Origin of the sequence: Thalassospira alkalitolerans (genome assembly GCF_002115745.1) — a bacterium.
Lineage (GTDB): Bacteria > Pseudomonadota > Alphaproteobacteria > Rhodospirillales > Thalassospiraceae > Thalassospira > Thalassospira alkalitolerans.
This window is the reverse complement of record NZ_JFKB01000002.1, coordinates 244,671-271,124: the sequence shown is the minus strand read 5'-3', so window position 1 is coordinate 271,124 and position 26,454 is coordinate 244,671. Positions and strand designations below refer to the sequence as shown.

The 26,454-nt window shown below is 54.2% G+C and carries 20 protein-coding genes; 7 read left to right on the top strand and 13 right to left on the bottom strand.

Going from position 1 to position 26,454, the window contains the following annotated elements; translation table 11 throughout:
• Positions 1-38 precede the first annotated feature (38 nt).
• Positions 39-992: a choline ABC transporter substrate-binding protein gene (gene choX / locus TALK_RS04230; protein ID WP_085616555.1), complete on the bottom strand. Its 954-nt coding sequence runs from the start codon at positions 990-992 to the stop codon at positions 39-41.
• Positions 993-1,013: 21 nt separating this feature from the next.
• A complete protein-coding gene (gene betC, locus TALK_RS04225; RefSeq protein ID WP_245829659.1) occupies positions 1,014-2,582 on the bottom strand; it encodes a choline-sulfatase in 1,569 nt (522 codons plus the stop codon).
• A 145-nt stretch (positions 2,583-2,727) separates the two neighbouring features.
• Here betC and TALK_RS04220 point away from each other — a divergent pair, with 145 nt between their 5' ends.
• The gene (locus TALK_RS04220; RefSeq protein ID WP_085616190.1) at positions 2,728-3,657 is read left to right on the top strand and encodes a LysR substrate-binding domain-containing protein; all 930 of its coding nucleotides are present in this window, start codon (positions 2,728-2,730) and stop codon (positions 3,655-3,657) included.
• A 7-nt stretch (positions 3,658-3,664) separates the two neighbouring features.
• On the opposite strand, the gene TALK_RS04215 is transcribed toward TALK_RS04220, so the two are convergent.
• Positions 3,665-4,372 carry a TIGR00266 family protein gene (locus TALK_RS04215; RefSeq protein WP_085616188.1) on the bottom strand — a complete coding sequence of 236 codons (708 nt, stop codon included), beginning with the start codon at positions 4,370-4,372 and terminating at the stop codon, positions 3,665-3,667.
• Between the two features lie 443 nt (positions 4,373-4,815).
• Between TALK_RS04215 and TALK_RS04210 the strand changes: the two genes are divergently transcribed.
• Positions 4,816-5,832, top strand: a complete 1,017-nt coding sequence (locus tag TALK_RS04210; protein WP_085616186.1) for a sensor domain-containing diguanylate cyclase — start codon at positions 4,816-4,818, stop codon at positions 5,830-5,832.
• A gap of 212 nt (positions 5,833-6,044) precedes the next feature.
• Positions 6,045-6,521, top strand: a complete 477-nt coding sequence (locus tag TALK_RS04205; RefSeq protein ID WP_085616184.1) for a GNAT family N-acetyltransferase — start codon at positions 6,045-6,047, stop codon at positions 6,519-6,521.
• A gap of 131 nt (positions 6,522-6,652) precedes the next feature.
• On the opposite strand, the gene TALK_RS04200 is transcribed toward TALK_RS04205, so the two are convergent.
• From TALK_RS04200 to TALK_RS04155, 10 genes are all read right to left on the bottom strand, one after another.
• Positions 6,653-8,332 (bottom strand): FMN-binding glutamate synthase family protein, encoded by a 1,680-nt coding sequence (locus TALK_RS04200; RefSeq protein WP_085616182.1) that lies wholly within the window; start codon positions 8,330-8,332, stop codon positions 6,653-6,655.
• A 65-nt stretch (positions 8,333-8,397) separates the two neighbouring features.
• Complete coding sequence (locus tag TALK_RS04195) at positions 8,398-8,760, bottom strand: HVO_A0114 family putative DNA-binding protein (protein ID WP_085616180.1); 363 nt, start codon at positions 8,758-8,760, stop codon at positions 8,398-8,400.
• The gene (locus TALK_RS04190) at positions 8,757-9,032 is read right to left on the bottom strand and encodes a DUF2442 domain-containing protein (protein WP_169714937.1); all 276 of its coding nucleotides are present in this window, start codon (positions 9,030-9,032) and stop codon (positions 8,757-8,759) included. Before TALK_RS04190 ends, TALK_RS04195 begins: the two co-directional genes overlap by 4 nt.
• 672 nt (positions 9,033-9,704) lie before the next feature.
• Entirely contained in the window at positions 9,705-13,346 is a 3,642-nt protein-coding gene (locus tag TALK_RS04185; protein WP_085616176.1) for a hydantoinase B/oxoprolinase family protein, read from the bottom strand.
• Positions 13,347-13,412: 66 nt separating this feature from the next.
• Positions 13,413-14,717 carry a TRAP transporter large permease gene (locus TALK_RS04180; protein ID WP_085616174.1) on the bottom strand — a complete coding sequence of 435 codons (1,305 nt, stop codon included), beginning with the start codon at positions 14,715-14,717 and terminating at the stop codon, positions 13,413-13,415.
• A gap of 9 nt (positions 14,718-14,726) precedes the next feature.
• On the bottom strand, positions 14,727-15,239 hold the full coding sequence (locus tag TALK_RS04175) for a TRAP transporter small permease (RefSeq protein WP_085616172.1): 513 nt from the start codon (positions 15,237-15,239) through the stop codon (positions 14,727-14,729).
• A gap of 134 nt (positions 15,240-15,373) precedes the next feature.
• The gene (locus tag TALK_RS04170; protein ID WP_085616170.1) at positions 15,374-16,348 is read right to left on the bottom strand and encodes a TRAP transporter substrate-binding protein; all 975 of its coding nucleotides are present in this window, start codon (positions 16,346-16,348) and stop codon (positions 15,374-15,376) included.
• Between the two features lie 366 nt (positions 16,349-16,714).
• Positions 16,715-17,224, bottom strand: coding sequence for a winged helix DNA-binding protein (locus TALK_RS04165; RefSeq protein WP_085616168.1), 510 nt, complete (start codon positions 17,222-17,224; stop codon positions 16,715-16,717).
• A gap of 168 nt (positions 17,225-17,392) precedes the next feature.
• Positions 17,393-19,384, bottom strand: coding sequence for a methyl-accepting chemotaxis protein (locus tag TALK_RS04160; RefSeq protein ID WP_245829658.1), 1,992 nt, complete (start codon positions 19,382-19,384; stop codon positions 17,393-17,395).
• Between the two features lie 242 nt (positions 19,385-19,626).
• On the bottom strand, positions 19,627-21,621 hold the full coding sequence (locus TALK_RS04155; RefSeq protein ID WP_085616164.1) for a methyl-accepting chemotaxis protein: 1,995 nt from the start codon (positions 21,619-21,621) through the stop codon (positions 19,627-19,629).
• Between the two features lie 256 nt (positions 21,622-21,877).
• Between TALK_RS04155 and TALK_RS04150 the strand changes: the two genes are divergently transcribed.
• The 4 genes from TALK_RS04150 (at position 21,878) to TALK_RS04135 (ending at position 26,420) form a co-directional block, all read left to right on the top strand.
• Positions 21,878-22,648: a TerB family tellurite resistance protein gene (locus TALK_RS04150; RefSeq protein ID WP_085616162.1), complete on the top strand. Its 771-nt coding sequence runs from the start codon at positions 21,878-21,880 to the stop codon at positions 22,646-22,648.
• Positions 22,649-22,766: 118 nt separating this feature from the next.
• Positions 22,767-24,599 carry an ATP-binding cassette domain-containing protein gene (locus TALK_RS04145; protein ID WP_085616553.1) on the top strand — a complete coding sequence of 611 codons (1,833 nt, stop codon included), beginning with the start codon at positions 22,767-22,769 and terminating at the stop codon, positions 24,597-24,599.
• Between the two features lie 195 nt (positions 24,600-24,794).
• Positions 24,795-25,667 carry a DMT family transporter gene (locus TALK_RS04140; RefSeq protein ID WP_085616551.1) on the top strand — a complete coding sequence of 291 codons (873 nt, stop codon included), beginning with the start codon at positions 24,795-24,797 and terminating at the stop codon, positions 25,665-25,667.
• Positions 25,668-25,673: 6 nt separating this feature from the next.
• Entirely contained in the window at positions 25,674-26,420 is a 747-nt protein-coding gene (locus tag TALK_RS04135; RefSeq protein WP_085616160.1) for an N-acetylmuramoyl-L-alanine amidase, read from the top strand.
• Positions 26,421-26,454 lie beyond the last annotated feature (34 nt).

Genomic DNA, 26,454 nt, shown 5'->3' with positions numbered 1-26,454 from the left:
GGCGGTTTCGTTCTTGCAGATCAATTATCGCGTCTGTTTCAGAGCCCAAGCGCGCCTTTAACCGCGGCAAGGCCGTCCTTGCCGTCCTTGGTCATCACCCCGTCAAGCCACGCATCCAGAACCGATGGGTCCTGTTTCAATAGCTTGGTCGCGGCATCATTGGGCGCCATGCCATCATCAATGATCATACCCATCATGGTGTTTTCCATTTCAAGGCTGAAACTGACGTTATCAAGCAGCTTGCCCACATTCGGGCAGGCATCGGCAAACCCGTCACGCACCAGCGTGTAAACATCCGCCCCACCGTAATTCGGGCCGAAATAATCATCCCCGCCTTCAAGATAGGTCAGATCAAACTGGTTGTTCATCGGATGCGGTGCCCATGCCAGAAAAACAATCCATTCCTGATCGCGTTCCAGACGCTTGGCCTGTGCCAGCATCGCCTGTTCACTGCTTTCCACCAGTTCCCAGCCCTTAAGGCCGAAATCACCGTCATCGATCATTTTCTGGATCAGCTGGTTGGCCGGGGAACCCGGTTCAATGCCATAAATCTTGTGATCAAATTCGTCGCCATGCGTGCCCAGATCGGCAAAGCTTTTGATCCCGGCCGCGGCCACATATTCCGGCACCGCCAACGTGAACTTGGCCCCTTTCAGGTTGACACCCAGATTGTTGATCCCGCCCTTTTCATCGGCCGCGGTCACAAATTTCTGCTGTGCCGGCATCCAGTTGCCCTGAAACACGTCGACTTCGCCCGCACCCAGCATTTCAAACGTCACCGGTACGGAAATGGTTTCAACCTTCTGCTCATAACCAAGTGCCTCAAGCACCACACCGGTCAGCGCATTGGTCGATGTAATATCGGTCCATTGCGGATCGGAAAACACCACCGTATCACATGCCGCATCTGCCGCCATTGCCGGGGTCGCGCCGCAAAAACCGGCCGCAACAACACCGATTGCCATGATCTTCATAAGTCCTGATTTTTTCATTTTTGCCTCCATGGTTCCTGATTAATTGAACTTCGTATCTGTCTTTGTCCCTGCGGCACCTGCCCTTGGCACCGTCAGACGCGCATCCATTTCAACATCATCAAGATCAAGATGATTGCGCATATACATGGTCGAAGTATCGCGTTTTGGCTGATGATCCCACGACGTGATGTGGCCCTGCGTCAAGGCCTCATACACCAGCTTGCGGCGTTTCTGGCTATGGATGACCCGCTCGCGAAATGCCTCAAGATCCCAGTTTTCCGAAAGTTCGGCACGAAACGCATCACGGGTTTCGCGATGCGCCGGATCATTAATCAGATCGCGCAGTTCATCGGGATCATTTTTCAAATCATAAAGCATGTCGGGATCAACGCCGGATGCGATGTATTTATAGGCCCCGCGCCGGATCATGATGATCGGCGACAGCGCGCCTTCGCCGCAATATTCGCCAATCACCTCGTCATGGCCGCCCGTACCCTGCAAATGCGGCACAAGGCTTCGTCCATCAATCGGATCGGCCGGATCAGAACCGGTATCCCCGGCCAAATCACGAAGGGTTGGCAATATATCAATCAGCGACACCGACTGCGAAACCCGTTTCTGGCCCTTGGCACGGGGAAAGGCAAAGAACATCGGCACCCGTGCGCTGGGTTCAAACCACGACATTTTATACCACATACCGCGTTCGCCCAGCATATCGCCGTGATCACCGCTAAATACGACAAGGGTATTTTCATCCATGCCGGTTTCGCGCAACGTCTGCATCAACGATCCGACCAGACTGTCGACATAACTGATCGATGCATAATAGGCCCGGCGCGCCTGCAGAATTTCATCATCGGTGACCGGCTGTTGATCCAGATTGTAAACATGGCGCAACCGCTGTGAATGCGGGTCAAGGTCATCCTTGGGGATTTTGACCCGCACCGGATCAATATCACCCCCGTCATACATATCCCAGAATTCCGGGCGCGCATTATACGGATCATGCGGATGGGTAAACGACACCGTCAGGAAGAACGGACGATCATCGTGTTTTTTCTGACGCGCCACATCATAAAGATATCGCTTTGCCTCGAACGCGGTTTCATCATCGAAATCAAGCTGGTTTGACCGGTAAACCGGCCCGGCCTGCGTCACCGATCCCATATTGTGATACCAGGTCGGGCGGTCGTCGAAATTATCCCAATCACAGTACCAGCCGTAATCCGCCGGATAAATATCGGCTGTCAGGCGATCTTCATAGCCATGCAACTGATCGGCGCCGCAAAAATGCATCTTGCCCGAAAGGGCGGTGCGATATCCCGCGCGTCGCAGATAATGCGCCACAGTCGGAATATCGGATGGCAAATCCGATGCATTATCATAGGCCTTGATCCGGTCGGGCAATTGCCCGGTCATCAGGCAAAAACGCGACGGCGCGCATAGCGGGCTGTTGGTATAGGCAGAATCAAAGACCACAGCGTTTTCACACAGCGCATCAATATTGGGCGTCTTGACCACATCATGACCATAAACCGGCAGGCAACGCGCCGCCAACTGATCGGCCATGACAAATAAAATATTCATCGGTTTCGAGGCCTTCGGCACCGCTTATCCTTTCTGGCATTCACAAACATGATGGCTTTCGCCAAACTGCAGCATGGGGAAATCTTGGGAAACGCTTTGTTTCATGTTTGTACATCGCCTGTGAAGGCCGCTTGCATCGATCCATAACATCAATAATATTGATACCATGAAATATGATCATATCCCGTCCCCGCATGCCCTGATCGCGTTCGAAGCCGCCGCCCGATGCGCCAGTTTCACCGCTGCTGCCCGTGAATTGGGCGTTGGCCAACCCGCTGTCAGCCACCAAATCACAGTATTGGAAGAACAACTTGGCCATCCGCTATTTCGCCGTCAGCATCGCGGTGTTTCCCTGACGCGCGCCGGGCAGGAATTGTTTGATTGCATCTCTGTCGCCTTTGGTCAGATTGACCGCACCGTCGAACAGATTAAAACCCGCCGTTCCACAAGACTTAGCGTCGGGACTGATTTTGCCTTTGCCTCCTTTATCCTGATGCCGCATCTACCGGAATTTATCGCGCGTCACCCCGATATCGAAGTCAATGTCGTCACCAATCAGACCGGCCGATTTGCCACAGACCAGAACATCGATATCGAAATTTCATTTGGGGTTTGCGGCCCAGAAGACGTGATGCTTCTGCCCGAACAGGTCACCCCGGTTTGCAGCCCGGACTTCCTGAAAACCCATGGCCAACCGGGCGATATCGCTGACCTTCGCGATTATCCGCTGATCCATCTTGATAGTGAAATCGACCATAGCTGGTTTAACTGGGAAAGTTGGCTACGTGCTGCCGGGGTCGAAGATACCGGCCCGCTTTATGGCCACCGGTTCAATACCTATCTGCTGGTTCTTTCGGCCACCCTGTCAGGGCAGGGCGTGGCACTCGGCTGGACCGCGTTATTGCAGCAACATCTGAAATCCGGGCAGTTGATCGCACTTGGCGATGTCATACTGGGGTCGGACCGGGGATATATTCTGTCCTGCCGATCAATCACCCACCGGCAGGAACAAATCGATGCCTTTCTGGACTGGGCTGCGGATATGGTTAGCCAAACCACAAGCCCGGATTACAAGCCCGGACCAGACATAGGATAATCGCGCCCTATCCCTTGTTTCGATCCTTGGGCAGGGCGGCGGCGACACGATCGGCCAGACGCGCAAAGGGCAATGTTTGCAACCAAACCGTTCCCGGCCCTTCAAGGGTGGTAACAAAAAGCCCCTCGCCCCCAAACAGTGCGTTTTTGAAACCGCCAATAAATTTGATCGAATAATCAATTGTTGGCGTCATCGCCACCAACGCACCGGTATCCACGCGAAGCGTCTGACCGGGTTGCAAATCCTTGCGAATGATCGTGCCGCCCGCATGAACAAATGCCAGGCCATCGCCGCTTAGACGTTGCAGGATAAACCCTTCGCCACCAAACAAACCCGCACCGAGTTTCTTGGAAAAGGCGATATCGATATCAATGCCCGATGCCGCGCATAAAAATGCGTCTTTCTGGCAAATAATCTCGCCACCAAACTCCGAGAGGTTCATCGGCACGACCTTGCCCGGATAAGGGGCAGCAAAGCCGACATGCCCCTTGCCCGATCCTTCATGGACAAAGCTTGTGATAAAGAACCCTTCCCCGGTCAGCATCCGCTTGAAGCCTGAAAAAAGCCCGCCCCCCGTGCCGGTCTGCATATTGATGCCATCGGACATAAACATCATCGCACCGGCTTCAGCACGCACCCCCTCGCCCGGATCAAGTTCGATCTCGACCAGTTGCATTTCCTCGCCATGGATCTTGTAATCGATCACGTCTGCCATCGGGGCGTCTCCATCTTTGGGCTTTGTTAAAAGTCATATATTGTTGCCGCCAAGTTCAGCACGACCGACCCGTGATCGCAACCAAAAGGGGCGAAATTCCGGCCTTTTGATCAAAGCAGAACCAAAAGCCGCAAAAACGGCTCAGCTCTGGCTCGTAATCTTGCCCCATCACCGTCCCAAATCCCAATCCATTGTTCTGACACAATTTTTCCATCCCGGCCATGGCGATATTGGCGCGGGCGTTATGGTGTCATTAATTTTCACAGTGATACCTTTTGCAATGCAGGGTCGATAATACCGGCGCGGATCGCGATGTCGTGGTTTTGGGGATCAATGACAGCTTGTTCTCAGCGCGGAACGACCAAACATAAAAGAAGCGGAACCCTGAAACGTTTCGTCACATCGCGACGGCCGGACAAGGTGGGACTGGGGAAAGTCAGAATATGGTAAAAATCAAAACACGGGACTGGCTTGCCGATGATGACGCCATCGCGCCGTCCCTTGAAAAATGGCAGCGCGCAGTTGACCTGATGACCGAACTTCTGGGCGCTTCGGCCGGTTTTGTTGTCGAATATAACGAAAAACTGGGCTATCGGGCCGCAATCAGTAGCGTTTCGGGCAACACCTCCGACACTGCCGATACCACATCCCCGCCGCCTGCCCTGCGCACCAACCCACCGCAAAGCAATATCTATTGCCGCAAGGTTATTGATGAAAAGGCCGCCTTTTATGAACCCGATGCCCAAAACAAACCCGAATGGGCCGATAATCCCGAACTGACCAAGGATGGTTTCCGGTCCTATTACGGGGTGCCACTGACCTGGTCGGACGGAACGCTTTTTGGCACGATTTGCGTTTTTGACAATCAGCCAACCAATTATCCCGAAAGCTTCCAACGCCTGATCGAAACGCTGCGCGATCTGATCGAAACCGATTTGCGCCTGTATGAACACTATCAGACCATGCGCAACGTTTCGTTGTCTGACCAATTAACCGGATTGAACAACCGCGCCGGGTTTGAATTACTGGCCCGACAAAAAATCCGCATCGCACGGCGCTATCATCATCATATCGGCCTTATTTTCATCGATCTTGACGATATGAAACACTGGAATGACGATTACGGTCATGCGGCGGGGGATGCCGCCCTTAAGGCCCTTGGCACCGCCATCACCGACAGCATCCGCGAAGTTGATATTTGCGGGCGGATCGGCGGCGATGAATTTGCCATTCTGGGCTATGTGCGCAATCGCGGCGATTTGACCACCATCATCACCCGCATTCACAATACCCTGAGCGCGGCCAAGATTTCGGTTCCTGCGTCGAAAAAGCCGATCCATGAAACCCCCAAAATAAGTGCCGGGGCATCGGTGTTTTTCGAACCCGTCCGTGAAAGCCTTGAAGCCATGATGGATCAGGCGGACCGGGAAATGTATCGCGATAAAAATCGGAAACGCTAAATAATTTTCACGCCGGTTTTCCGGCAATGCACCTTTTATTGTTTACCCTCAAGACCTTCACCATTAACGCGTGCATTACTCCGAAATTACACACCAAAGCAGGGGGATGACATCCGTTCAGCTCAATGGTATGAGGCCCTCGAAAATCTAAGACGCAATGGTAGTCCCATCGGATAACCAGGCCCCAACAATAAAAAGACACGAGCGACAAGATGCAGATCCGCAAAGGCACCGCCGACGACCTTCCCCTGATCCGCGATTTAACCAAGCGCGCCACGGATTCAACCTATTTCATCGAAGGCATGGGTGATGCCGCCACCGCCACCGTTGCCCGCTATGTCGACATGTCGACCAATGTGTTTGAAACCGCCCTTGCCAGCGACAATCACAGCGTCATCGTCGCCACCCAGAATGATGATCTTTTGGGCTATGTGATTGTCATCCATGATGCACCGGAAATCGACTGGATCATGGTTGATCCGGCCGCCCATGGGCTTGGCGCAGGCAAGGCCTTGATGATTGCCGCCCTTGATACATTGGCCGACCTTAAACCGCATGCAAACGTGCGTCTTTCGGTTGTCGCCCATAATGAACGCGCCAAGGCGTTTTACCGCAAATTCGGCTTCCTCGTCACCGGCCCAATCCCGGGGCGAGACATCCCAACTGTGGAAATGCAACGCGCGGCCTAATCCGTGCAAAAACATTTCAACGCCTCACAAATCAAAACCCGACCGGATTAGCGGTCGGGTTTTTCACATTACACGTGACACAGAACACTCAATAGCCTGTCAATCCGATTTGACGGACATGGAATGTCTTCCTACTGGGCGGCTTTTTCACCCGCCATCTCCTTACGCCGCACAAAAGGCCCATGCGGGATTTCGGATGGCGCAAAGGTCTCCGCCGATGCCCGTTCCCAGCGCGAATACCAATCATGCAGTCCTTCGATCTCTGGCCCGGCCGAAACAAGAAAGCCCTCCGGCAAATACGGATAGGCTTCATTGCCATCGGTAAATTCATTGTCCTTTTTGCGGAACATGAAGTGATAGGGCATGAAATTGCGCGGATCATGAAGCCCCGCCGCGCCGGTAATCTCGCCCAGCGCATGCATCGTATTGTGATGGAACCGCGCCACCCGGTCGCTTTTATCGCCGGTATCAATCGCGCGCTGGCGCATTGGGTCCTGCGTCGCGATGCCGACCGGGCAACAGTTGGTATGGCATGACTGGGCCTGAATACAGCCCAGCGCAAACATAAACCCACGCGCCGCATTACACCAATCCGCCCCCAACGCCAGCGTACGCGCAATATCAAAGGCCGAAACGATCTTGCCCGCCGCCCCGATTTTGATCTGATCGCGCACACCCGCCCCGCGCAGCGCATTATGGACAAATGTCAGTCCTTCAAGCATCGGCATGCCGACACTATTGGCAAATTCAACCGGGGCCGCACCGGTGCCGCCTTCCTTGCCATCAACAACGATGAAATCGGGCAAGATACCGGTTTGCAGCATCGCCTTGACCATGCACATAAATTCGCGGCGATGCCCGATGCACAGTTTAAAGCCAACCGGCTTGCCGCCTGAAAGATCACGCAATTTCGCAATGAATTCCATCAGGCCAATCGGGGTTGAAAACGTGCTATGGGCTGCGGGTGAAATACAATCAACCCCCATCGGAATGCCGCGCGCGTCGGAAATTTCCTGGGTGATCTTGGCGGCGGGCAACATGCCGCCATGGCCAGGCTTGGCCCCTTGGCTTAGCTTGACCTCGATCATTTTAACCTGCGGGTCTGCGGCGGTTTCGGCGAATTTCTCGCCCGAAAAACTGCCATCCTCATTACGGCACCCGAAATACCCCGACGCCACCTGATAAATCAGATCACCACCGCCTTCACGGTGATAGCGGCTAATGCTGCCTTCGCCGGTATCATGAGCAAAACCACCCTTTTTCGCCCCGGTATTCAGCGCCAGAATGGCATTGCCCGATAACGAGCCAAAGCTCATGGCGGAAATATTATAAAGGCTGGCGTCATAGGGCTGCTTGCACTGTGGCCCGCCGACGCGCACACGAAAATCGCTATCGGTGATCGTGGCCGGGGTCACGGAATGGGTCAGCCAGGCATAGCCGGAAGCATACACATCCTCAATTGTGCCAAACGGGCGCTTGTCTTCAACGCCTTTGGCCCGCTGATAAACCAGACCGCGATCCTGACGGCTGAACGGCAATTTATCCTGATCGCTTTCGATCATATATTGCCGGATTTCCGGGCGAAAGTTTTCAAGGATAAACCGGATATGCCCGCTAACCGGATAATTGCGCAGGATCGCATGCCTGAACTGGCGCATATCGCGCCAGCCGACCAACATCAATGACCCGAAAATGACGGCTGGCACCCAAAACCAGACATCCACCAGACTTGCGCAAATCAACGACGCAATCGTCAAGACCGTCACACCGGCGAGAACCGCGTAACGTTGATTCAAGATCAGGAATTTCACTGTGACCCTATCCCATATAATAATGCGGAGCGTGTTTAATGGCGCGCACACTCAATCGTACCCGCTTACGCCGCTGCCGTCAGGGTGAAATCGACATGCACCGCATCAAAGGGAAAAACGATCCGGCCATCTTCCTCGCGGTCCAAAACACCGGCGTCAAGCAAGGCGTGAACATCGCCATGAACGCTTTTAACATCACGCCCAACCCGCCGGGCGGCTTCGCGCATGCTCATCGCCCCTTGCCCGGTCATTGCCTTAAGCAACTCCCAACGTTTGGTCGTCATGGTCTGCCACAACAACTCGACCGACGCGAAAGAGATATGCGCCCCTTGTGCAGTGCCCTCAAACGCGGCCAGCGCACGTTTGGTCACATCATCACGCGACGCAACCGACAGGGTAACAGTATTGGCTTTGGTTTTGGTGGTCATTGACACCTCCATCCATCGACATCGGCCTGCTCGTCAGCAATCGGCGCAAGATTTTCCACGCTGTAATCCAGCCCGTTTTCCCACGCGATACCATGCCCCCAATTGATCACGCCCACCTTTGCGAAGGCATCCGGGTCATCGGCAAACACGGCAAAATGACGTGACAGGGCAATCAGGCCGGAAAGATCGACCTGCTGTTCAAACCCGCTATCCCACAAAAGCGAAAGCGTGAATGGCTTGGACGTTGCGTTAATCCCTGCAAGGCGTTTCATCGCTGCACCTGTCATCCGTTACAGTCCTGCCAGATTGCCATTAGCTGACGCCGGGACATCCGAATGTCCAATCATTGTTCATTTAACCCGGCACCTCAATGGCAATGTCTGGCATTTAAAAACCCAGAAAAAGACAAAGATTACTTTTTCAGCTTTTTTCCAATTTTCAGATCGTGAACAGAGTTAACACAACACGCAAATTAGGATAATTTTATACAAGAATAAATACACCCAAGGTAACACCCAAAGGTCTAAACATGCACAAATTCAGCATTCAATTTGATATCAAATGTCCTATATGCGAACGAGCACACCCCATCCAAGTTAAGTTTGATGAACCTAACTGGAATCAAATCCGAACAGAGGATCAGATAGACATTTATCACGACATAGAATTGAACTGCCCTCACTGTGATCATCAGTTCCTTGGAGCAGTGCATTGTGATTCCAGACGTTGTGAGCTTATCTTAGATGAGCGACCAAATGAGCGCGTTTACTCTGAAATGCCTTATTTTACTCATCACAATCCACATGAATTCTATAGATAAAAAAGCCGCCGGTTTCCCGACGGCTTCAAGTCTGACAAGGAGCATCCTGTCGGGAACACCTCACGGTGGAAGCATTCCCGAATGTCAACGGTCGCTCTGAATTGGCGCTGCCATTCAGTGGCCGTCAGGCCTTTCCGTAACCGCCGCCCCCCGGCGTTTCGATGATGAAAACATCACCGGGATACATGGTCGCCCCATCGGTGCCTTTAAGTTCCTCGACCGTGCCATCGGCACGTTCAATCGCATTGCGGCCGAGCTTGCCCGGCTGCCCGCCTGCAACGGCCTGAACCGGCACGCGGCGATGGTTGGACAGAATCGATGCGGTCATTTCTTCAAGGAAACGCACCCGGCGCGTCGTGCCATCGCCGCCCTTGTGTTTGCCCGCACCACCGGAACCTTGACGGATGCCAAAGCTTTCAAGCATCACCGGGAAGCGCCATTCAAGCACTTCCGGGTCGGTCAGGCGTGAATTGGTCATATGCGAATGCACGCCTGATGTGCCGTCATAATCCGGCCCGGCACCGGTCCCGCCACAGATGGTTTCGTAATACTGGTGCGTATCATTGCCCCAGGTAAAGTTGTTCATCGTGCCCTGTGCGCCCGACATCACGCCAAGGGCAGCGTAAAGCGTATCGGTAACATGCTGCGATGTTTCAACATTCCCGGCGACAACCGCGGCCGGATAACGCGGGTTCAGCATTGATCCTTCCGGCACGATCAAATCAACCGGTTTCAGGCACCCGGCATTCAACGGAATATCGTCATCGACCAAAGTCCGAAAGACATAAAGCACAGCAGCCCGTGTTACCGCCGATGGCGCATTGAAATTGTTATCAAGCTGATCGGATGTGCCGGTGAAATCAACCGTGGCGGATCGGGTTTCCTTATGGATCGTGACCTTGGCTTTAACCACCGCGCCATTATCCATTTCATAGGAAAACTCGCCGTCTTTCAGCACGTCAATCACGCGGCGCACACTTTCTTCGGCATTGTCCTGCACATGGCCCATATAGGCATGGACAACATCAAGGCCAAAGTGATCGACCATCTTGCGCAGTTCCTGCACGCCCTTTTCATTCGCCGCAATCTGGGCCCGCAAATCGGCTATATTTTGATACGGATTGCGCGCCGGATATTTCGCCCCTTCGAGCAAGCCGGTTAACCCAACCTCGTCGAACTTGCCCTGATCGACCAGTTTGAAGTTGTCGATCAGAACGCCTTCTTCCTCCAACACCCGCGAATTTGGTGCCATAGAGCCCGGCGTGATCCCGCCAACATCGGCATGGTGACCACGCGATGCAACATAGAACAGGATATCCTTGCCATCATCACCAAACACCGGCGTGATCAAGGTAATATCGGGCAAATGCGTGCCGCCGTTATAGGGATCGTTCAGCATGTAAACATCGCCGGATTTCATTTTCCCGGCGTTCTTTTCCATCACCGCCTGAACCGATTCCCCCATTGATCCCAAATGCACCGGCATATGCGGCGCATTGGCAATCAAAAGGCCTTCCTGATCAAATAGCGCACAGGAAAAATCAAGCCGTTCCTTGATGTTGACCGAATAAGACGTATTGGCAAGCGTCACCCCCATCTGCTCGGCGATATTCATGAACAAATTGTTGAACACTTCAAGCATCACCGGATCGGCCTGTGTGCCAATCGCTTCCATGCGTTTAAGCGCCACCACACGGGTCAGAACCAAATGATCCCGGCCGTTCACCTTGGCTTCCCAGCCCGGATCAATCACCGTCGTTCCAACCGGCTCGATAATCACCGCCGGGCCGCGCACCGTGGCCCCCGGTTTCATGTCTTCGCGTTTATAGAACGGCGTATCTTGGGATGTGCCATCAAACACCACCTTGCGGGTCGCAAGGGCATTTGGGGCAATGCCGTCCTTGGCAATTTCTTCCTCGGTATCGGGCAATCCTTGGGTTTCGCCAATCGCCTCAACCGCAACCGCCTCGACCACCAGTGGCTTTTCATCCATCACAAAGCCATAGCGTTGCTTGTGCTGGTCTTCGAATTGGGTCTTGATCGACGCCACATCGCCAAAATCAACGATCAACGGATTATCCGTCCCGTCATAGCGCAGATGCAGCTTTTTCAGCAGGCTGATCTTGGCATCCGTAATGCCCTGTTCATGCAACTCACCGCGTGCTTCAACCGCAAGCGCGTCAAGCTGTTCATCAAGCCCGCCCAGCGCCGATGCCTCAAGCGTCGCCTCGACCGCCTTTTCACGCATGGCGCGAATATCGGCAAGCCCCATGCCATAGGCCGATAAAACCCCGGCAAACGGATGGACAAACACCCGCGTCATGCCCAGCGTATCTGCCACCTGACAGGCATGTTGCCCGCCGGCCCCGCCAAAGCATTGCAAGATATAATCGGTCACGTCATAGCCGCGCTGGACCGAGATTTGTTTGATCGCATTGGCCATGTTTTCAACAGCAATGCGCAAGAACCCTTCGGCAACTTCTTCGGGCGTACGCACCTGACCGGTGGTATCTTTAATCTCGGCGGCCATTTTGGCAAAACCGGCCTTGACCGCATCGGCGTCAAGCGGCTCGTTGCCTTCGGGGCCAAACAGGTTCGGGAAGAAATCGGGCTGAACCTTGCCCAGCATGACATTAATATCCGTCACCGCAAGCGGCCCACCGCGACGATAGGCTGCCGGGCCGGGATTGGCACCGGCACTGTCTGGCCCAACGCGGAAACGTGCGCCATCGAAATGCAGGATAGACCCGCCGCCCGCCGCGACGGTATGAATTTTCATCATCGGGGCGCGCATCCGCACACCGGCAACCTGGGTTTCGAAATCGCGTTCATATTCGCCGTCATAATGCGAAACATCGGTTGATGTGCCGCCCATGTCGAACCCGATAACCTGGCTGAACCCGTCCATTTCGGCGGTTCGCACCATGCCGACAACCCCGCCCGCAGGCCCGGACAAGATCGCGTCCTTGCCCTGGAATTTCGCGGCATCGGTAAGGCCACCATTGGACTGCATGAACATCAGTTTCACGCCGCCAAGCTCGCCCGCGACCTGATCAACATAGCGGCGCAGGATCGGCGACAAATAGGCATCAACCACCGTGGTATCGCCGCGTGACACCAGCTTCATCAAGGGGCTGACCTGATTGCTGACCGACACCTGGGTAAAGCCGATCTCACGGGCAATTTCAGCCGCCGCATTTTCGTGGCCCGTATAGCGATAACCATGCATAAACACGATGGCGCAGGCCCGAATGCCGTCATCAAAGGCCGCTTGCAAATCGCGGCGCAGGTTATCGCGGTTAAGCGCGGTCAGTTCGGTGCCTTGGGCATCAAACCGGCCATCGGCCTCGATCACGCGCTCATATAGCAATTCTGGCAATCTGACATTGCGAACAAAAAGCTTCGGCCGGTTCTGATAGGCAATGCGCAATGCATCGCGGAAACCGGTCGTGGTGACCAAAACCGTGCGGTCGCCTTTACGTTCCAGCAATGCGTTGGTGGCAACCGTGGTGCCCATCTTGACCGCTTCGATCATCTCCGCCGGGATTTTTTCGCCAGCAGGCACATTCAGCAATTCCCGAATGCCCTGAATGGCGGCATCAGCATAACGTTCCGGATTTTCCGACAACAATTTATGCGTCAAAAGGCTGCCATCGGGCTTGCGGGCGACAATATCGGTGAATGTGCCGCCACGATCGACCCAGAACTGCCATTTGGCGGGGCCATCGGTTTGTGCGTTCATCGGATTTTGGTCATGCGAGGCCATGATGCCTACTCCTTAGCATCGTCATTCAAACAAATATGCGACGTCGTATTGATTAAGCAGCAGCCGTCACCGGCCACTCATTTTCTGCGGCAACCATGTGGCGATTTCCGGGAACACCGTAATCATCGCCACCGCCAGCAACAGCAGGAAGAAGAACGGCAGGGACGCACGCGCGATGGAAAACAGGTTTTTCCCCGTCAGCCCCTGCAAAACAAAAAGGTTAAACCCGACCGGCGGGGTGATCTGCGACATTTCAACCACCAGCACGACATAGATGCCAAACCACAAAAGGTCGATCCCGGCGGCCTGCACCATTGGCAAGATCACCGATGTGGTTAAAACCACCACCGAAATCCCATCAAGGAAACAGCCCAGCACGATAAAGAACACCGTCAATGCCGCCAAAAGCGCATAGGGCGACAGGTTCATTTCCGCAATCCATGCCGCCAATTCACGCGGAATACCGGTAAAGCCCATGGTGACGGTCAAAACCGCCGCCCCGGCCAGAATAAAGCCGATCATGCACGATGTGCGCGTCGCCCCCATCAGGCCATCAACAAAGTTCGTCCAGGTCAAAGACCCGCTGATCGCCGACAGGATCAACGCGCCAACCACGCCATAGGCCGCGGCCTCGGTCGGGGTGGCAATCCCGCCATAGATCGACCCGATCACACCGGCAATCAGGGCAATCACCGGGATCAAACGCCCCGATGCCCGGACTTTTTCCATAAACGCCATATCCGGCCCGGCGGGTGGCATCTTGTCTTTATTGGCCGTTGCCCAGATCATGACAAAGCCCATGAACAGGATAATCAGCATCGCACCGGGCAAAATCCCGGCAATAAACAACCGCGCAATCGAAAGCTCGGCCGACACGCCGTAAACAATCAAAATAATCGACGGCGGGATCAAAAGCCCCAACGTGCCCGACCCTGCCAACGTGCCAAGGATAAGTTTATCGGCATAGCCCTGTTTGCGAAGTTCCGGGATCGACATCCGGCCAATGGTCGCCGCCGTCGCCGCCGATGACCCGGACACGGCGGCAAAAATCCCGCAGCCCAGAATATTCACATGCAACAACCGACCGGGGATTTTGTTTAGCCACGGTGCCAGCCCGGTAAACATGTCCTCGGACAGGCGCGACCGAAACAGGATTTCCCCCATCCAGATAAACAACGGCAGCGGCGCCAATGACCAACTTGCCAAGCCCGCCCATGCGGTCGTGGCTATGATCGGGCCGGTCTGCGCGCTGGTAAAGAATTCAAGTCCGATAACCCCGACAGCAAAAAGCGACAGCGCCACCCAAAGACCCGCCCCAAGGAACAGGAACAAAAGCCCCATCAGGATCAGGCCGATTTCAAGTACATCCATGACCGTCCCCTATTCCGTCAATTCGCTGGCTTCAAGTGACGCAAAGCCGGGCTGACGACCGCGCAAAATATCAAACAATGCTTCAAGCATGGCCACGGAAAATACAATCAGGCCAAAGGCCATCGCACTTTGCGGGATCCACAGTGGAAAGGCCAAAACACCGGGCGACGTATCACCATAGGAAAAGCTTTCCTCGGCCAGAACCGCCATCCAATAGGCGAAATAACCGCCCAGAAAACTTGCCGCGGCCAAGGTAATGCCTTCCATGATCCGGCGCGGCCCGCTTTTAAGGTGGCTCAGCACAATCAAAACCCGGATATGCGTACCCGCCCGAAGGGTCGGACCAAGGGCCAAAAACGTCCCCGCCGCAAGGCAAAATCCCGCCATTTCGTTGGCATCATGCACGGCAATTCCCATAACCCGGCCCAGCGATTGCGCCAGAATCAACAATGCGATGGTGACCAGAAAAATGGCTGCCAAAGCCGCACTTAATTTAAATAAATAATCTAACGATCTGCGCACAGCAGTCCCCTTTCCGCCCGCGGGATTTCCCAGTGGTGGCTTGCTAGGGTCAGGACCCTTCGGACAGTCATATCATGAATTTTGGCGGGGCGTCCCGACCCGGACAAACATGCCCGGGTCGGTAAAAAATGGTCTTATTTCTTGAACGCGTCGATGATGGCTTGGCCTTCGTCACCGGCTTCGCTCAGCCAATCGGCAACCATCTGTTCGCCAACTTTGGCAAGACCGGATTTCAGTTCGGCACTTGGGGCCGCAACATTCATACCGTTATCGACCAGAATTTTCTTCTTCGCATCGGTTTCGGCCATGCTCATGTCCCAGCCGCGGGTTTCCGCCTTGGCGGCGGCATCCATCACGGCTTTCTGAACGTCCGGTGACAGGCTATCGAATGCTTTGGCATTCACGATCACCATGTTTTTCGGAAGCCATGCCTGAACGTCATAGAAATTCTGAACGAAATCCCACGCTTTGGAATTCGCACCGGTCGACGAAGACGTCATCATCGCTTCGACAATACCCGTGGCAAAGGCTGTCGGGATTTCCGGAACTTCAACCTGGGTCGCAACCATGCCGGTCAAATCGGCCAGTTTGGACGTCGCAGCATTATAAGCCCGGAAGCTAAGCCCGTTAAGGTCTTCGACCGAATTAACCGGCTTGGCGGTATAAAGGCCCTGTGCCGGCCATGCGACCGCATACAGGACTTTCAAGCCATCGCCCGCAAGCTTTTCTTCAACCGCAGAACGCGAAGCGGCCCAAAGTTTTTTGGCTTCGTCATAGCTGGTGGCAAGGAACGGAATCGCGTCAACGCCATATACCGGGTCTTCGTTGGCCAGCAGCGAAATCAGGGTTTCACCGGCCGGCACCAGACCGCGCTGAACCGAACGTTTGATATCGGCATGCTTAAACAGCGAACCACCGGAATGAACCGTAATTTCAAGCTCGCCACCGGTCGCCTCTTTCACGTCCTTGGCAAATTCGATGATATTCTGGGTGTGGAATGTCGCATCCGGATACGGGGTCGCCATATCCCATTTTTCTGCCGCCATCGCAATACCGGCCGACATTGTCATCGCTGCAACAGCAACGGTCGAAAGAGCCTTTTTAAGCATCCGTCAAATCTCCCTTATATGATGATGAGCCGATGCGTATTTTGCACATGCACCGTGACTCCGAAGTAGCCTCCCGACAGAACGGTCACATTTTACTGATAAATTGTCAATGTTATTTCATAGCAGCCATGCACAAGGCGGGAAACGATGACAATTTTTGGGGCGTCTCACATGCCAATCCGGTATTAACGAACTGATCTATATCGATAAAACCAAAATACAGAATACAGGCTCTATGCCCTTTGAAATGCCAAAGGCAGCAAAGATGTCGCCATCCTGCTGCCTTGATCATGTCCGGTTTCCTGCGTGATCATACCCGTCCCGGGCGGGATTCCCGGACTATTTGTTATGATCGCAAATTGCGTTTTACATCGAACTCGCCGCGCGCGATGCCTGATCATAAACACCCGAGAGGGCCCGCAGCGTCTTGGCAACATCACCGACCTCGTCCAGGCTAACCCCAAGCCGTTCAAAGGTTTCAATCAGGCAGGCCTCGCGCACATCGCGGTATTTCTGGCACATCTCGCGGCCTTCAACAGAGGTGCTATAAAGCACTTCCTTGCCCCGTTTGGCCCCGTCCACCAGCCCCAGCTTGCGCAGTTTCTTAAGCGCATAATTTACCAGATGGCTGTCTTCGACATTTAAAACAAAGCAAACTTCCGACAGACTTTTTTCGCGTTCGCGCGAATTGACGTTATGCAAAACCAGAATATCCAGAACCGAAAGGTCCGGCATCCCCGCCGCACGCATACACCGCACGACCCAGCGGTTAAACGCATTGCCCGACAGGATCAGGGCAAATTCAAGTTCGGACAATTCCACAGCCCGATCCGAAACAAGATGTGATGAAGAAACAATGCGGGGTTTGTCGGTCATGCCGTGCTCCAGTCTTTCTTGGCCAATATCCAATGGATAAATATGCGTCCATTGGATCCCTGTTTGCGGTCCTGTTTATCGGATCACTTATACACTTTACCATGAATTTATCGCAAAAAAGCAGCCCGGACCAGGCCCGGACTGCACATCATTACCGACAATTTGTTATCAAAGTGATCGCATGCGTTTCAAAAAGCCGTCAATCTGGCCGCGCAGATGTTCATTCTGGGTACCAAGGTTATCCGCTGAACCGTGCACATCATTGGCGGCAGCATTGGTTTCAGACACCGCCGCCGATACGCCCTGCATCGCGACCGATATTTCATCGGTCCCGGCCGCCGCCTGCTCGACATTTTGCGAAATCTCGCTGGTGGCAACGGTTTGCTCATCGACTGCGGCGGCAACGGCCCCGGCCCGTTCACTGATATCTGAAATCATCCGAACGATTTCATCAATCGCCCCCACGGCCAACTCTGTTGCCTGCTGAATACCTGTAATTTGGGCGGTGATTTCATCGGTTGCCTTGGCGGTCTGATTGGCAAGATTCTTAACCTCGCTTGCAACCACAGCAAAACCCTTGCCGGCATCACCGGCACGCGCGGCTTCGATGGTTGCGTTCAGCGCCAACAAGTTGGTTTGCCCGGCGATATCACTAATCAACCCGATAACCTCGCCAATCTTAAGCGCCGCATCATTCAGCCCCTGAATGTTTTCATTGGTCCTGCGGGCGCGCTCGGTTGCCGATTGTGCCATCGTCGAGGTTTCACTGACCTGACCGGAAATCTCGCTGATCGACGCGGCCAGCTCAGTCGCTGCCGTTGCAACCAGTTGCACATTCGAAGACGCTTCCTCGGTCCCCGACGACACAGCCATTGACTGACTGGCGGCCGTATCAGCACTGCGCCGAAGAACATCTGACGCCTGATGAAGCTGTTTTACCGCCCCCCCGACTTCGGACATGACAGCGACCACCGCCTGATCGAATTCACGGATATATTGTTCCTGAGTTTCCATGCGCTTGCGGCGCTTTTCCTCTTCGGCATGCTGGGCGACTTCAAGTTTGGCGCGCTCGATCCCGTTTTCACGAAAAACCAAAACAGCCCGCCCCATTTCCCCAATTTCGTCCGCACGGCTGACTTCATTGATCTCGACATCAAAATCGCCATCCGCCAGCCGGGTCATTTTACGGGTCAATCCGCTAATCGCCCGAACGATTGCCGTTGAAAGCAGCGCCGACAGGATCAAAAGTGCAAGCGCCCCCACAACAAACATAATCACCGTCGCGGTCAGGCTGCGGCTTGCAATCATTTCGGCCCGCAGCCTCATCGCGCTTGCGATTGCCGCGATATCTGCGCTTAACTTTTCGAGCGCCGGTTCGGCCTCGGCGTAATAACCGCTCAGTTTGCCAAGCTCTTCTTCACGCTGCAAAATGCCTTTGGCCAGCGCCTTGAAATCCGCGACATAAGATTTCATCAAATCGATGATCTTCTGCTTTTCATCAGACGGAATAATGTCCGTTGCAGCCAATGCCGGGCCAAATTCACCCATCCGGACATCAATGCGATCGACATATTTCTGATCGAGACGCGCCAGAAAGTCTTTTTCATGGCGGCGCATCATCAACATGATCACCGTCAGATTGTCAGCCTTGTATTTATCAAGTTCCTCTTCGGCATCATGAACCGACCCACGCAGGCTTCCAAGCAGCCCGCTTTTCTCGTTCAACCCAATTTCGTGTTGTAAACCGACAATGGAGTCAAATTCGGATGCATAACGGTCAAAGGCCGATGCAATGAATGCAATTTCACGATCAAATTGGCCAAGTGACGGATCATCGGCCAGCATTTCAAGGCCACCCCGCACGGTTTCAACCGTTTGCGCATGGATCGCGATATACTTATCATCCAGCCGCAACAAGAAGTCTTTCTCACGCCGTCGGGCATTCAGAAACTGCCGGGCGATCTCGTCAACGATCAACCGGTCATCAAAGGCCTCTTCCGCCACCGTTTCAGCCACCTGACGCTGCTGATCTTCGATAAACAAAACGACCGCAACAATGGCAAAGATCGACAATGCCACCACCCCGATCAGCGAAATCTGATAGATAAGCTTCATACGCGATAGAAAATTCAATTCACGTCCCCCGACGAAAGCAGCCAATAAGGCGCAAACCATCCTGGCAGGCTTGAAATGAGTGCGAATGCCGGGGCTTGCGCATTAAAATCGACGCCATGACCGCCCCAGACCAACAACTCCTAGTTGGGGGTTCTTTGCCTTGATTACAGGGGGTATATTATTATTTGGTGATTTTTACAGGCATGAAAGCGGACAAAACAAAAGACAGACCGCGTCACCGGCCTGCCTTTAAAACAACGGAACTTAAAACAGCGGAACCCGCCGGGTTAAAGCGACCGCATCCGTTCCAGGAAAGTATCAATCTGGCTTCGCAGACCGCTGCTCTGATCCCCCAGATTTTCCGCCGAGCCTCGAACATCTGTTGCTGCGGCATTGGTTTCTGATACCGCGGCTGAAACACCCTGCATGGCGGCTGAAATCTCGCCGGTGGCGGCGGCGGCCTGTTCAACATTCTGCGAAATTTCCGCCGTCGCAACGGTTTGCTCTTCAACTGCGGCGGCCACCGCCGATGCCCGTTCACTGATATCGGAAATCATCCGAACGATTTCATCAATCGCATCAACTGCCGATTTTGTTGCCTGCTGAATGCCATTGATCTGGGCTGAAATATCCTCGGTCGCCTTGGCGGTTTGACTGGCAAGGTTTTTGACCTCATTTGCCACCACGGCAAACCCTTTGCCCGCATCCCCGGCGCGCGCGGCCTCTATCGTCGCGTTCAGCGCCAAAAGATTGGTCTGACCGGCAATATCATTGATCAGGCCAACAACCTCGCCAATGCGAAGGGCCGCATCGTTCAACCCTTGGATTTCGTCGTTGGTACTTTGCGCCCGCGTGCTGGCCGAATGCGCCATGTTTGATGTTTCGGTAACCTGATTGGCAATTTCATGGATCGATGCCGACAGTTCCGTTGCCGCGGTAGCAACCAACTGCACATTCGACGATGCCTCCTCGGTCCCGGCCGATACCGCACTTGATTGCTCGGTCGCGGTATTGGCACTGTTGCGCAACACCTCGGAAACCGAATGAAGCTGTTCAACCGCCGCACCAACCGCTGTCATCATCGCCACGGCTTCGGTATCAAATTCGCGGATATAGGTTTCCTGCGTTTCAAAACGTTTATGCTGGGCTTCCTCGGCGGCGTGCTGATCGGCTTCCAATTTCTGGCGTTCAACACCGTTTTCGCGAAAAACCAGAACCGCCCGGGCCATTTCACCAATTTCATCCCGGCGGTCAACCTCGCCCAGATCAACATCGAAATCGTTGCCGGCAAGGCGCGTCATTTTCGTCGTCAACCCGCCAATCGCATGCACAATTGCCCGCGACAAAATGACCGAGAAAACAACCAGCAACACCGCCCCAACCACAAAGATCGCAATTGTTGTTATCAACGCCGATTGCGCGATCTGTTCTGCCTGTTTTTGAATGCGTGCGACATTATCACCGATATCGGCAGCCAACTGTTCCAGAACCGGTTCGGCCAGACCGTATTGGGTGCCAAGCCTGTCCAGCGTTTCTTCCCGTTGCAGCATGGTTGCCGACAGCGTTTTGAAATCATCGACATAGGATTTCATAAGATCCGACATCGATGCCTTTTTATCGTCCTTGATGCTGTTCGCAGCCTCAAGTGCTTTTAAAAACTCGGCCAGTCGGTCTTCCATCTGGGTGACAAGTTCAGGATCGGGATAGGCCAGAAAATCCTTTTCAAGGCCGCGCATCACCAACATGACCATCGACATGTCCTTGGTCTGGCTAAGCCCCAGCATCGCCTCGAACTTCGCGACCTCACCCAAAGCGGTTTCGATATTGGTCGCGGCTGTTTTCAGCCGCCCCAACAAACCGCTTTGCCCGTCCAGACCAATTTCGCGCTGATGGGCGACAACATTGTCAAATTCAAGCGCGTAACCGTTAACCGCCTCGATAACCTGATCAATGTTTCCACGCAGTTCCCCCATCAGCGGATCATTGGCAAGGGTTTCAAGGCCGCTATGGATTGCGGTAACCGCTTCGCCATGCCCCACAAGGAAATTCTCATCAAGACGCAGCAAGAAATCCTTCTCAAACCGTCTGGCATTTAAAAATTCGCGCGATACCCGATCAACAAGAAGCTGCCCGGCAATGGCATCCGCCGCATCATATTCGGCAGTTTTGCGTTTTTGATCGCTGATAAACAAGACGACCGCAACCAAGATAAAAAGCAACAACGCAACCAGCCCAACCAGTGAAATCTGGTAAACCAGCCTTATCCGCGACAAGAAATGCATAATTCCCCCCATACGATATTTTTCACGGCTTACCCAACCTTAAGATTAAAATCGTAACGAACTATGTAATATTCCAGCTAAATATTGCAAAAATCCTGTTTCATTGCGCCGGGGCCTAGTATCCTTGGCCATTCCACTCTATTTAATGCACCGCACTCGTGCGTCTTTCGGTCTGCAGGGACCGATCCGGGGCAACCGGGATCAACAGGCACACAGGTTTTCGTCAATTTCCCAACCAAAGAGCCCGATCAGAAATATGAGCATTTGGGGTAAAATCATCGGCGGCACGGCGGGCTTTGCCCTTGGCGGGCCGCTGGGCGCCATTCTTGGCACCGCTGCTGGCCATGTGGTCGACAAAATCAAACAGGGCGCCCGTAACGCCCAGTTCGGTGCCTACGGCGGAACCGGTCAGGGCAGCTTTGCAGGGGGGCAAGACTCCCGCCAGATCGCCTTTGCCACCGCCGTTGTCGTGCTGTCGGCCAAAATGGCCAAGGTCGATGGTGTTGTCTCGCGCGATGAAATCGACGCTTTCAAGCGCGTCTTTCATATTCCGCCGGGCGAAGAAAAAAATGTCGGCCGCCTGTTTGACATGGCGCGCAAATCATCTGACGGGTTTGAACCCTATGCCCAACAGATTGCTCTTTTGTTTCGCGGCGAACGCGCGATCCTCGAAGGCATCCTTGAAGCACTGTATCAAATCGCCATGGCCGATGGGCAATTGCACCCGGCTGAAAAGAAATTCCTGCACAAGGTCGCGACCATATTCGGCTTTGCCGATGTTGATTTTGATCGCGTGCATCATGCCTTTACCAGCCCCGGCGCTGATCCCTATGAACAGCTTGGCCTGACGCGCGACGCCAGTGACGACGATTTGAAATCCGCCCATCGCCAATTGTCGCGTGAAAACCATCCTGACACCCTGATCGCCAAGGGCATGCCGCCCGAATTTGTCGAACAGGCCAATGACAAGATGGCGCGCATCAATGCCGCATGGGATCAAATCCGCAAGGAACGCAACATTCGCTGATTTATTCGCGGCTTTCCACGCATAGCAGCCCGGCCTTCAATGATTTCCCTTGCAAGATGTCGCAATTTGCGGTTTTCAAGGGGCCTGTTTCTTTGACCCCAAGCTTATCGGTTTTCCCATGGCGCCACCGCTGATTAATATTAATGACATTCGCCTGACTTTTGGCGGCAACGATCTGTTTTCCGATGTCTCCTTTGCCATCGGCGAACGGGATCGTCTGTGTCTTGTCGGGCGTAATGGCGGCGGGAAATCGACCCTGCTTAAAATCATCGCTGGCGAGATCGAGGCCGATGGCGGCGAACGCTTTGTTCAGCCGGGCTGCAAAGTCGCCTATCTTAATCAGGAACCAAAATTCGATGGTTATGCCACGGTCGAAGATTATGTTCTGTCCGCACTCGACGAACATGAAATCGATTACGCGTACCGCGTCTATATGCTGCTTGATTCAGTCAATATCGATCCACAGGCCGACCCCAGTAAATTATCTGGTGGTGAAGGCCGCCGTGCGGCAATTGCGCGCGCCCTGATTGCCGATCCACAGGTCTTGCTGCTCGATGAGCCGACCAACCATCTTGATCTGCCAACGATTGAATGGCTTGAGGGCGAGATTAAGAATTTCCGCGGGGCTGTTGTGGTCATCTCGCATGACCGGGCCTTCCTGAATGCGGTATCGACCGGCATCTTGTGGATTGATCGCGGTGTCATGCACCGTACCGACCAGAACTTTTCGAAATTCGAAGAATGGTCCGAAGAAGTTTTCCGCAAGGAAGCCGAAGAACGCGCCAAGCTTGATAAACTGATTGCCCAGGAAACCGTCTGGTCGGTTCAGGGGATTTCGGCCCGCCGCAAACGGAACCAGGGCCGCTTGCGGCGTCTGTATGACATGCGCGAAAACCGCTCCCAGCAGATCGACCGCATTGGCAATGTATCGCTTGCCGCTGACGCCGGAAGCACATCGGGCAAGGTCGTGATCGAGGCCACCGATATCGCCAAGTCATTTGGTGACCGCCTTATCATCAGCGATTTCTCAACCCGTATTTTGCGCGGCGACAAGGTTGGTATTATCGGCCCGAACGGGGCGGGTAAAACCACGCTTTTGAAAATGCTGACCGGTCAGATCGAACCCGACCACGGCACGATCAAAATCGGCACCAACCTGAATGCCAGCTATTTTGATCAGAAACGCATCGCCCTTGATGACAGCATGACCCTTTGGGATACGCTGTGTGATATCGGCGGCGATCAGGTCATGGTGCGCGGCAATCCGCGCCATGTTGTCAGTTACCTGCGCGATTTCCTGTTTGATGAAAAACAGGCCCGAAGCCCGGTTGGCGCGCTGTCAGGCGGCGAACGTAATCGCCTGCTGCTGGCCAAACAGTTGGCCAAGCCGACCAACCTTCTGATCATGGATGAACCGACCAACGATCTTGATATGGATACGCTTGATCTGTTGCAGGAAATGCTGGCCGATTACGAAGGCACGCTGCTTCTCGTCAGCCATGATCGTGACTTCCTGGATCGGGTTGTCACATCATCCATCGTCATGGAAGGCGACGGCACCGCCACCGAATATCCCGGTGGCTATTCCGATTACATCGCCCAGCGCAAATTATCCGCCGCCCCGGTTCTTGCCGATGAAAAATTCGGCAGCCCGACCGGCAAGGGATCGAAAAAAACCGCACAGCCAACGGCGGACAAGCCCAAGCCGACCGGCAAGATGAGCTATAAGGATCAGCGCGAATACGACATTCTGCCGGAAAAAAATGCCAAGCTCGAAGCCGAAATCGCCGCCCTTGAAGCCGATCTTTCCGATGGCACCCTGTTCACCACCGACCCGGCAGCCTTTCAGAAAAAAGTTGATCGCCTGACGGCCGCACGCGGTCAACTTGAAACCGGTGAAGAACGCTGGCTTGAACTGGAAATGCTGCGCGAAGAACTCGGGCTGTCATAAGCCCCCTGCCTTGACCGTCTGATCACGGTCAAGGCAATCCATCCAAGGCTTTACGGCACAAACTGGATCCGTCACACTTTAGGCAACAATTGAAAACAATTCACTTGTCGGGTGGTCCGATCCATCCGATGAAAGGGTATTGCGATCACCGCGCATACGCCACCAGCGTCAATGCGCCTGCCGAAAGTCCGTAGAATGCCCCTGAAATCCGTCCTGATGGCCCTATCCGTTGCCGTAATCTGGGGCATTAATATGCTGACCGTCAAAGGCGCGGTTGCTGAAATCCCGCCCCTGATGCTGACCGCCATTCGCTTTGCCGCTGTTGCGGTTCTGCTGTTGCCGTTCACCAAAATCCCCCACGGACGCTTTGGAAAACTTGCCATCCTGTCGGTGGTTTTTGGCACCGGCCATTTCGGGGTGCTGTTTTTGGCCCTGTCGATGCTGGATGCCGGGCCGGTGGCGATTATTGTTCTGCTGGGCGTACCGTTTTCATCGATGTTGGCGACCTATTTCTTTAACGACCGCCTTGGCTGGAAACGGCTTACGGGCATGACGCTGGCCTTTGTCGGGGTCACGACCATGTTCTGGGACCCAACCATGACGGATGTGCAGCTGCCGTTATTGCTGGTGGTGTTTGCCGCCTTCATGTGGGCGGTTGCCAATGTGATGATCAAAAAACTTGGTAATATCGATACCTTCCAGCTTAACGGCTGGATGGCCTTGATGGCCGCCCCGCAATTGCTGTTGCTGTCGATGGTCCTTGAACCGGCCGCACTTGACCGCGTCTTTGATGCCAGCTGGGCTGCTTGGGCCAATATCAGCTTTACGGTCGTGATGTCATCGATTGTTGCCTATGGCTTTTGGTATCATTTGCTAAAGACACAGGATGTGAACGCCGTCGTGCCCTGGTCCTTGCTAGCCCCGGTCATCAGCGTCACTGGTTCGTTCCTTATATTTAACGAACCGATCAGCACCCTGAAAATCATTGGCGGCATAACCGTGCTGGCCGGGGTGACCGTTATCATGCTGCGCAAACCGCCCCAGCAACAAGAACAGGGAATGGACTAGGCCACCATGGCATTGCCGGAAAAAGACCTGCAGGACCGCATCATTGATCATCCTTCGCCCAATTGCGGTGATCGGCCCGATGGCAGTCAGATCGATATTCTGGTCCTGCATTATACCGGCATGCAAAGTGGCCGGGCGGCGTTGGATCGTCTGTGCGATCCCGATGCATCGGTTTCAAGCCATTACCTGATTGAAGAAGACGGGCGGATTTTCCGTCTGGTGGCCGAGGATAAGCGCGCTTGGCATGCCGGGCGCGGCCAGTGGCAGGAATGTTCGGACATAAATTCAAATTCCATCGGTATTGAAATCGTCAATCCCGGCCATGAATTTGGCTATCGCCCGTTTCCCGATGTTCAAATCGATGCCGTCATCACGCTATGCCGCGATATTCTGAGCCGTCACGCTATCCCGGCGGATCGCATCATTGGCCATTCCGACATGGCCCCGGATCGCAAAGAAGACCCCGGCGAGCTTTTCCCATGGAACAGCTTGGCGGCAAACGGCATTGGCCTTTGGCCGACCATAACGCGCACGCCCCCTGACATTGACACTGATATTGACACTGCCACAGATGCCCCCTGTGACCCCGCCAAGTTTGATACCATGCTGGATCGATTGGGTTATGCCGCCAATGACCGGCTTAAACGCCGCATCGCGTTCCAGCGCCATTGGCGCCCGGATGATATTTCAGGTGAAATTGATCCGCCGTGCATGGCCATCGCCCGCGCACTTTTGGCCCAAACCGGGCGCTAGACCATATCGGCAATCCACGGCATCCTCATCGGGC

Bases quoted from the DNA above. Each gene is read 5' to 3' on its own strand.
- choX (WP_085616555.1), bottom strand. From the start codon at position 992: ATGAAAAAATCAGGACTTATGAAGATCATGGCAATCGGTGTTGTTGCG.
- TALK_RS04220 (WP_085616190.1), top strand. From the start codon at position 2,728: ATGAAATATGATCATATCCCGTCCCCGCATGCCCTGATCGCGTTCGAA.
- TALK_RS04215 (WP_085616188.1), bottom strand. From the start codon at position 4,372: ATGGCAGACGTGATCGATTACAAGATCCATGGCGAGGAAATGCAACTG.
- TALK_RS04210 (WP_085616186.1), top strand. From the start codon at position 4,816: ATGGTAAAAATCAAAACACGGGACTGGCTTGCCGATGATGACGCCATC.
- TALK_RS04205 (WP_085616184.1), top strand. From the start codon at position 6,045: ATGCAGATCCGCAAAGGCACCGCCGACGACCTTCCCCTGATCCGCGAT.
- TALK_RS04195 (WP_085616180.1), bottom strand. From the start codon at position 8,760: ATGACCACCAAAACCAAAGCCAATACTGTTACCCTGTCGGTTGCGTCG.
- TALK_RS04190 (WP_169714937.1), bottom strand. From the start codon at position 9,032: ATGAAACGCCTTGCAGGGATTAACGCAACGTCCAAGCCATTCACGCTT.
- TALK_RS04185 (WP_085616176.1), bottom strand. From the start codon at position 13,346: ATGGCCTCGCATGACCAAAATCCGATGAACGCACAAACCGATGGCCCC.
- TALK_RS04180 (WP_085616174.1), bottom strand. From the start codon at position 14,717: ATGGATGTACTTGAAATCGGCCTGATCCTGATGGGGCTTTTGTTCCTG.
- TALK_RS04170 (WP_085616170.1), bottom strand. From the start codon at position 16,348: ATGCTTAAAAAGGCTCTTTCGACCGTTGCTGTTGCAGCGATGACAATG.
- TALK_RS04165 (WP_085616168.1), bottom strand. From the start codon at position 17,224: ATGACCGACAAACCCCGCATTGTTTCTTCATCACATCTTGTTTCGGAT.
- TALK_RS04155 (WP_085616164.1), bottom strand. From the start codon at position 21,621: ATGCATTTCTTGTCGCGGATAAGGCTGGTTTACCAGATTTCACTGGTT.
- TALK_RS04150 (WP_085616162.1), top strand. From the start codon at position 21,878: ATGAGCATTTGGGGTAAAATCATCGGCGGCACGGCGGGCTTTGCCCTT.
- TALK_RS04145 (WP_085616553.1), top strand. From the start codon at position 22,767: ATGGCGCCACCGCTGATTAATATTAATGACATTCGCCTGACTTTTGGC.
- TALK_RS04140 (WP_085616551.1), top strand. From the start codon at position 24,795: ATGCCCCTGAAATCCGTCCTGATGGCCCTATCCGTTGCCGTAATCTGG.
- TALK_RS04135 (WP_085616160.1), top strand. From the start codon at position 25,674: ATGGCATTGCCGGAAAAAGACCTGCAGGACCGCATCATTGATCATCCT.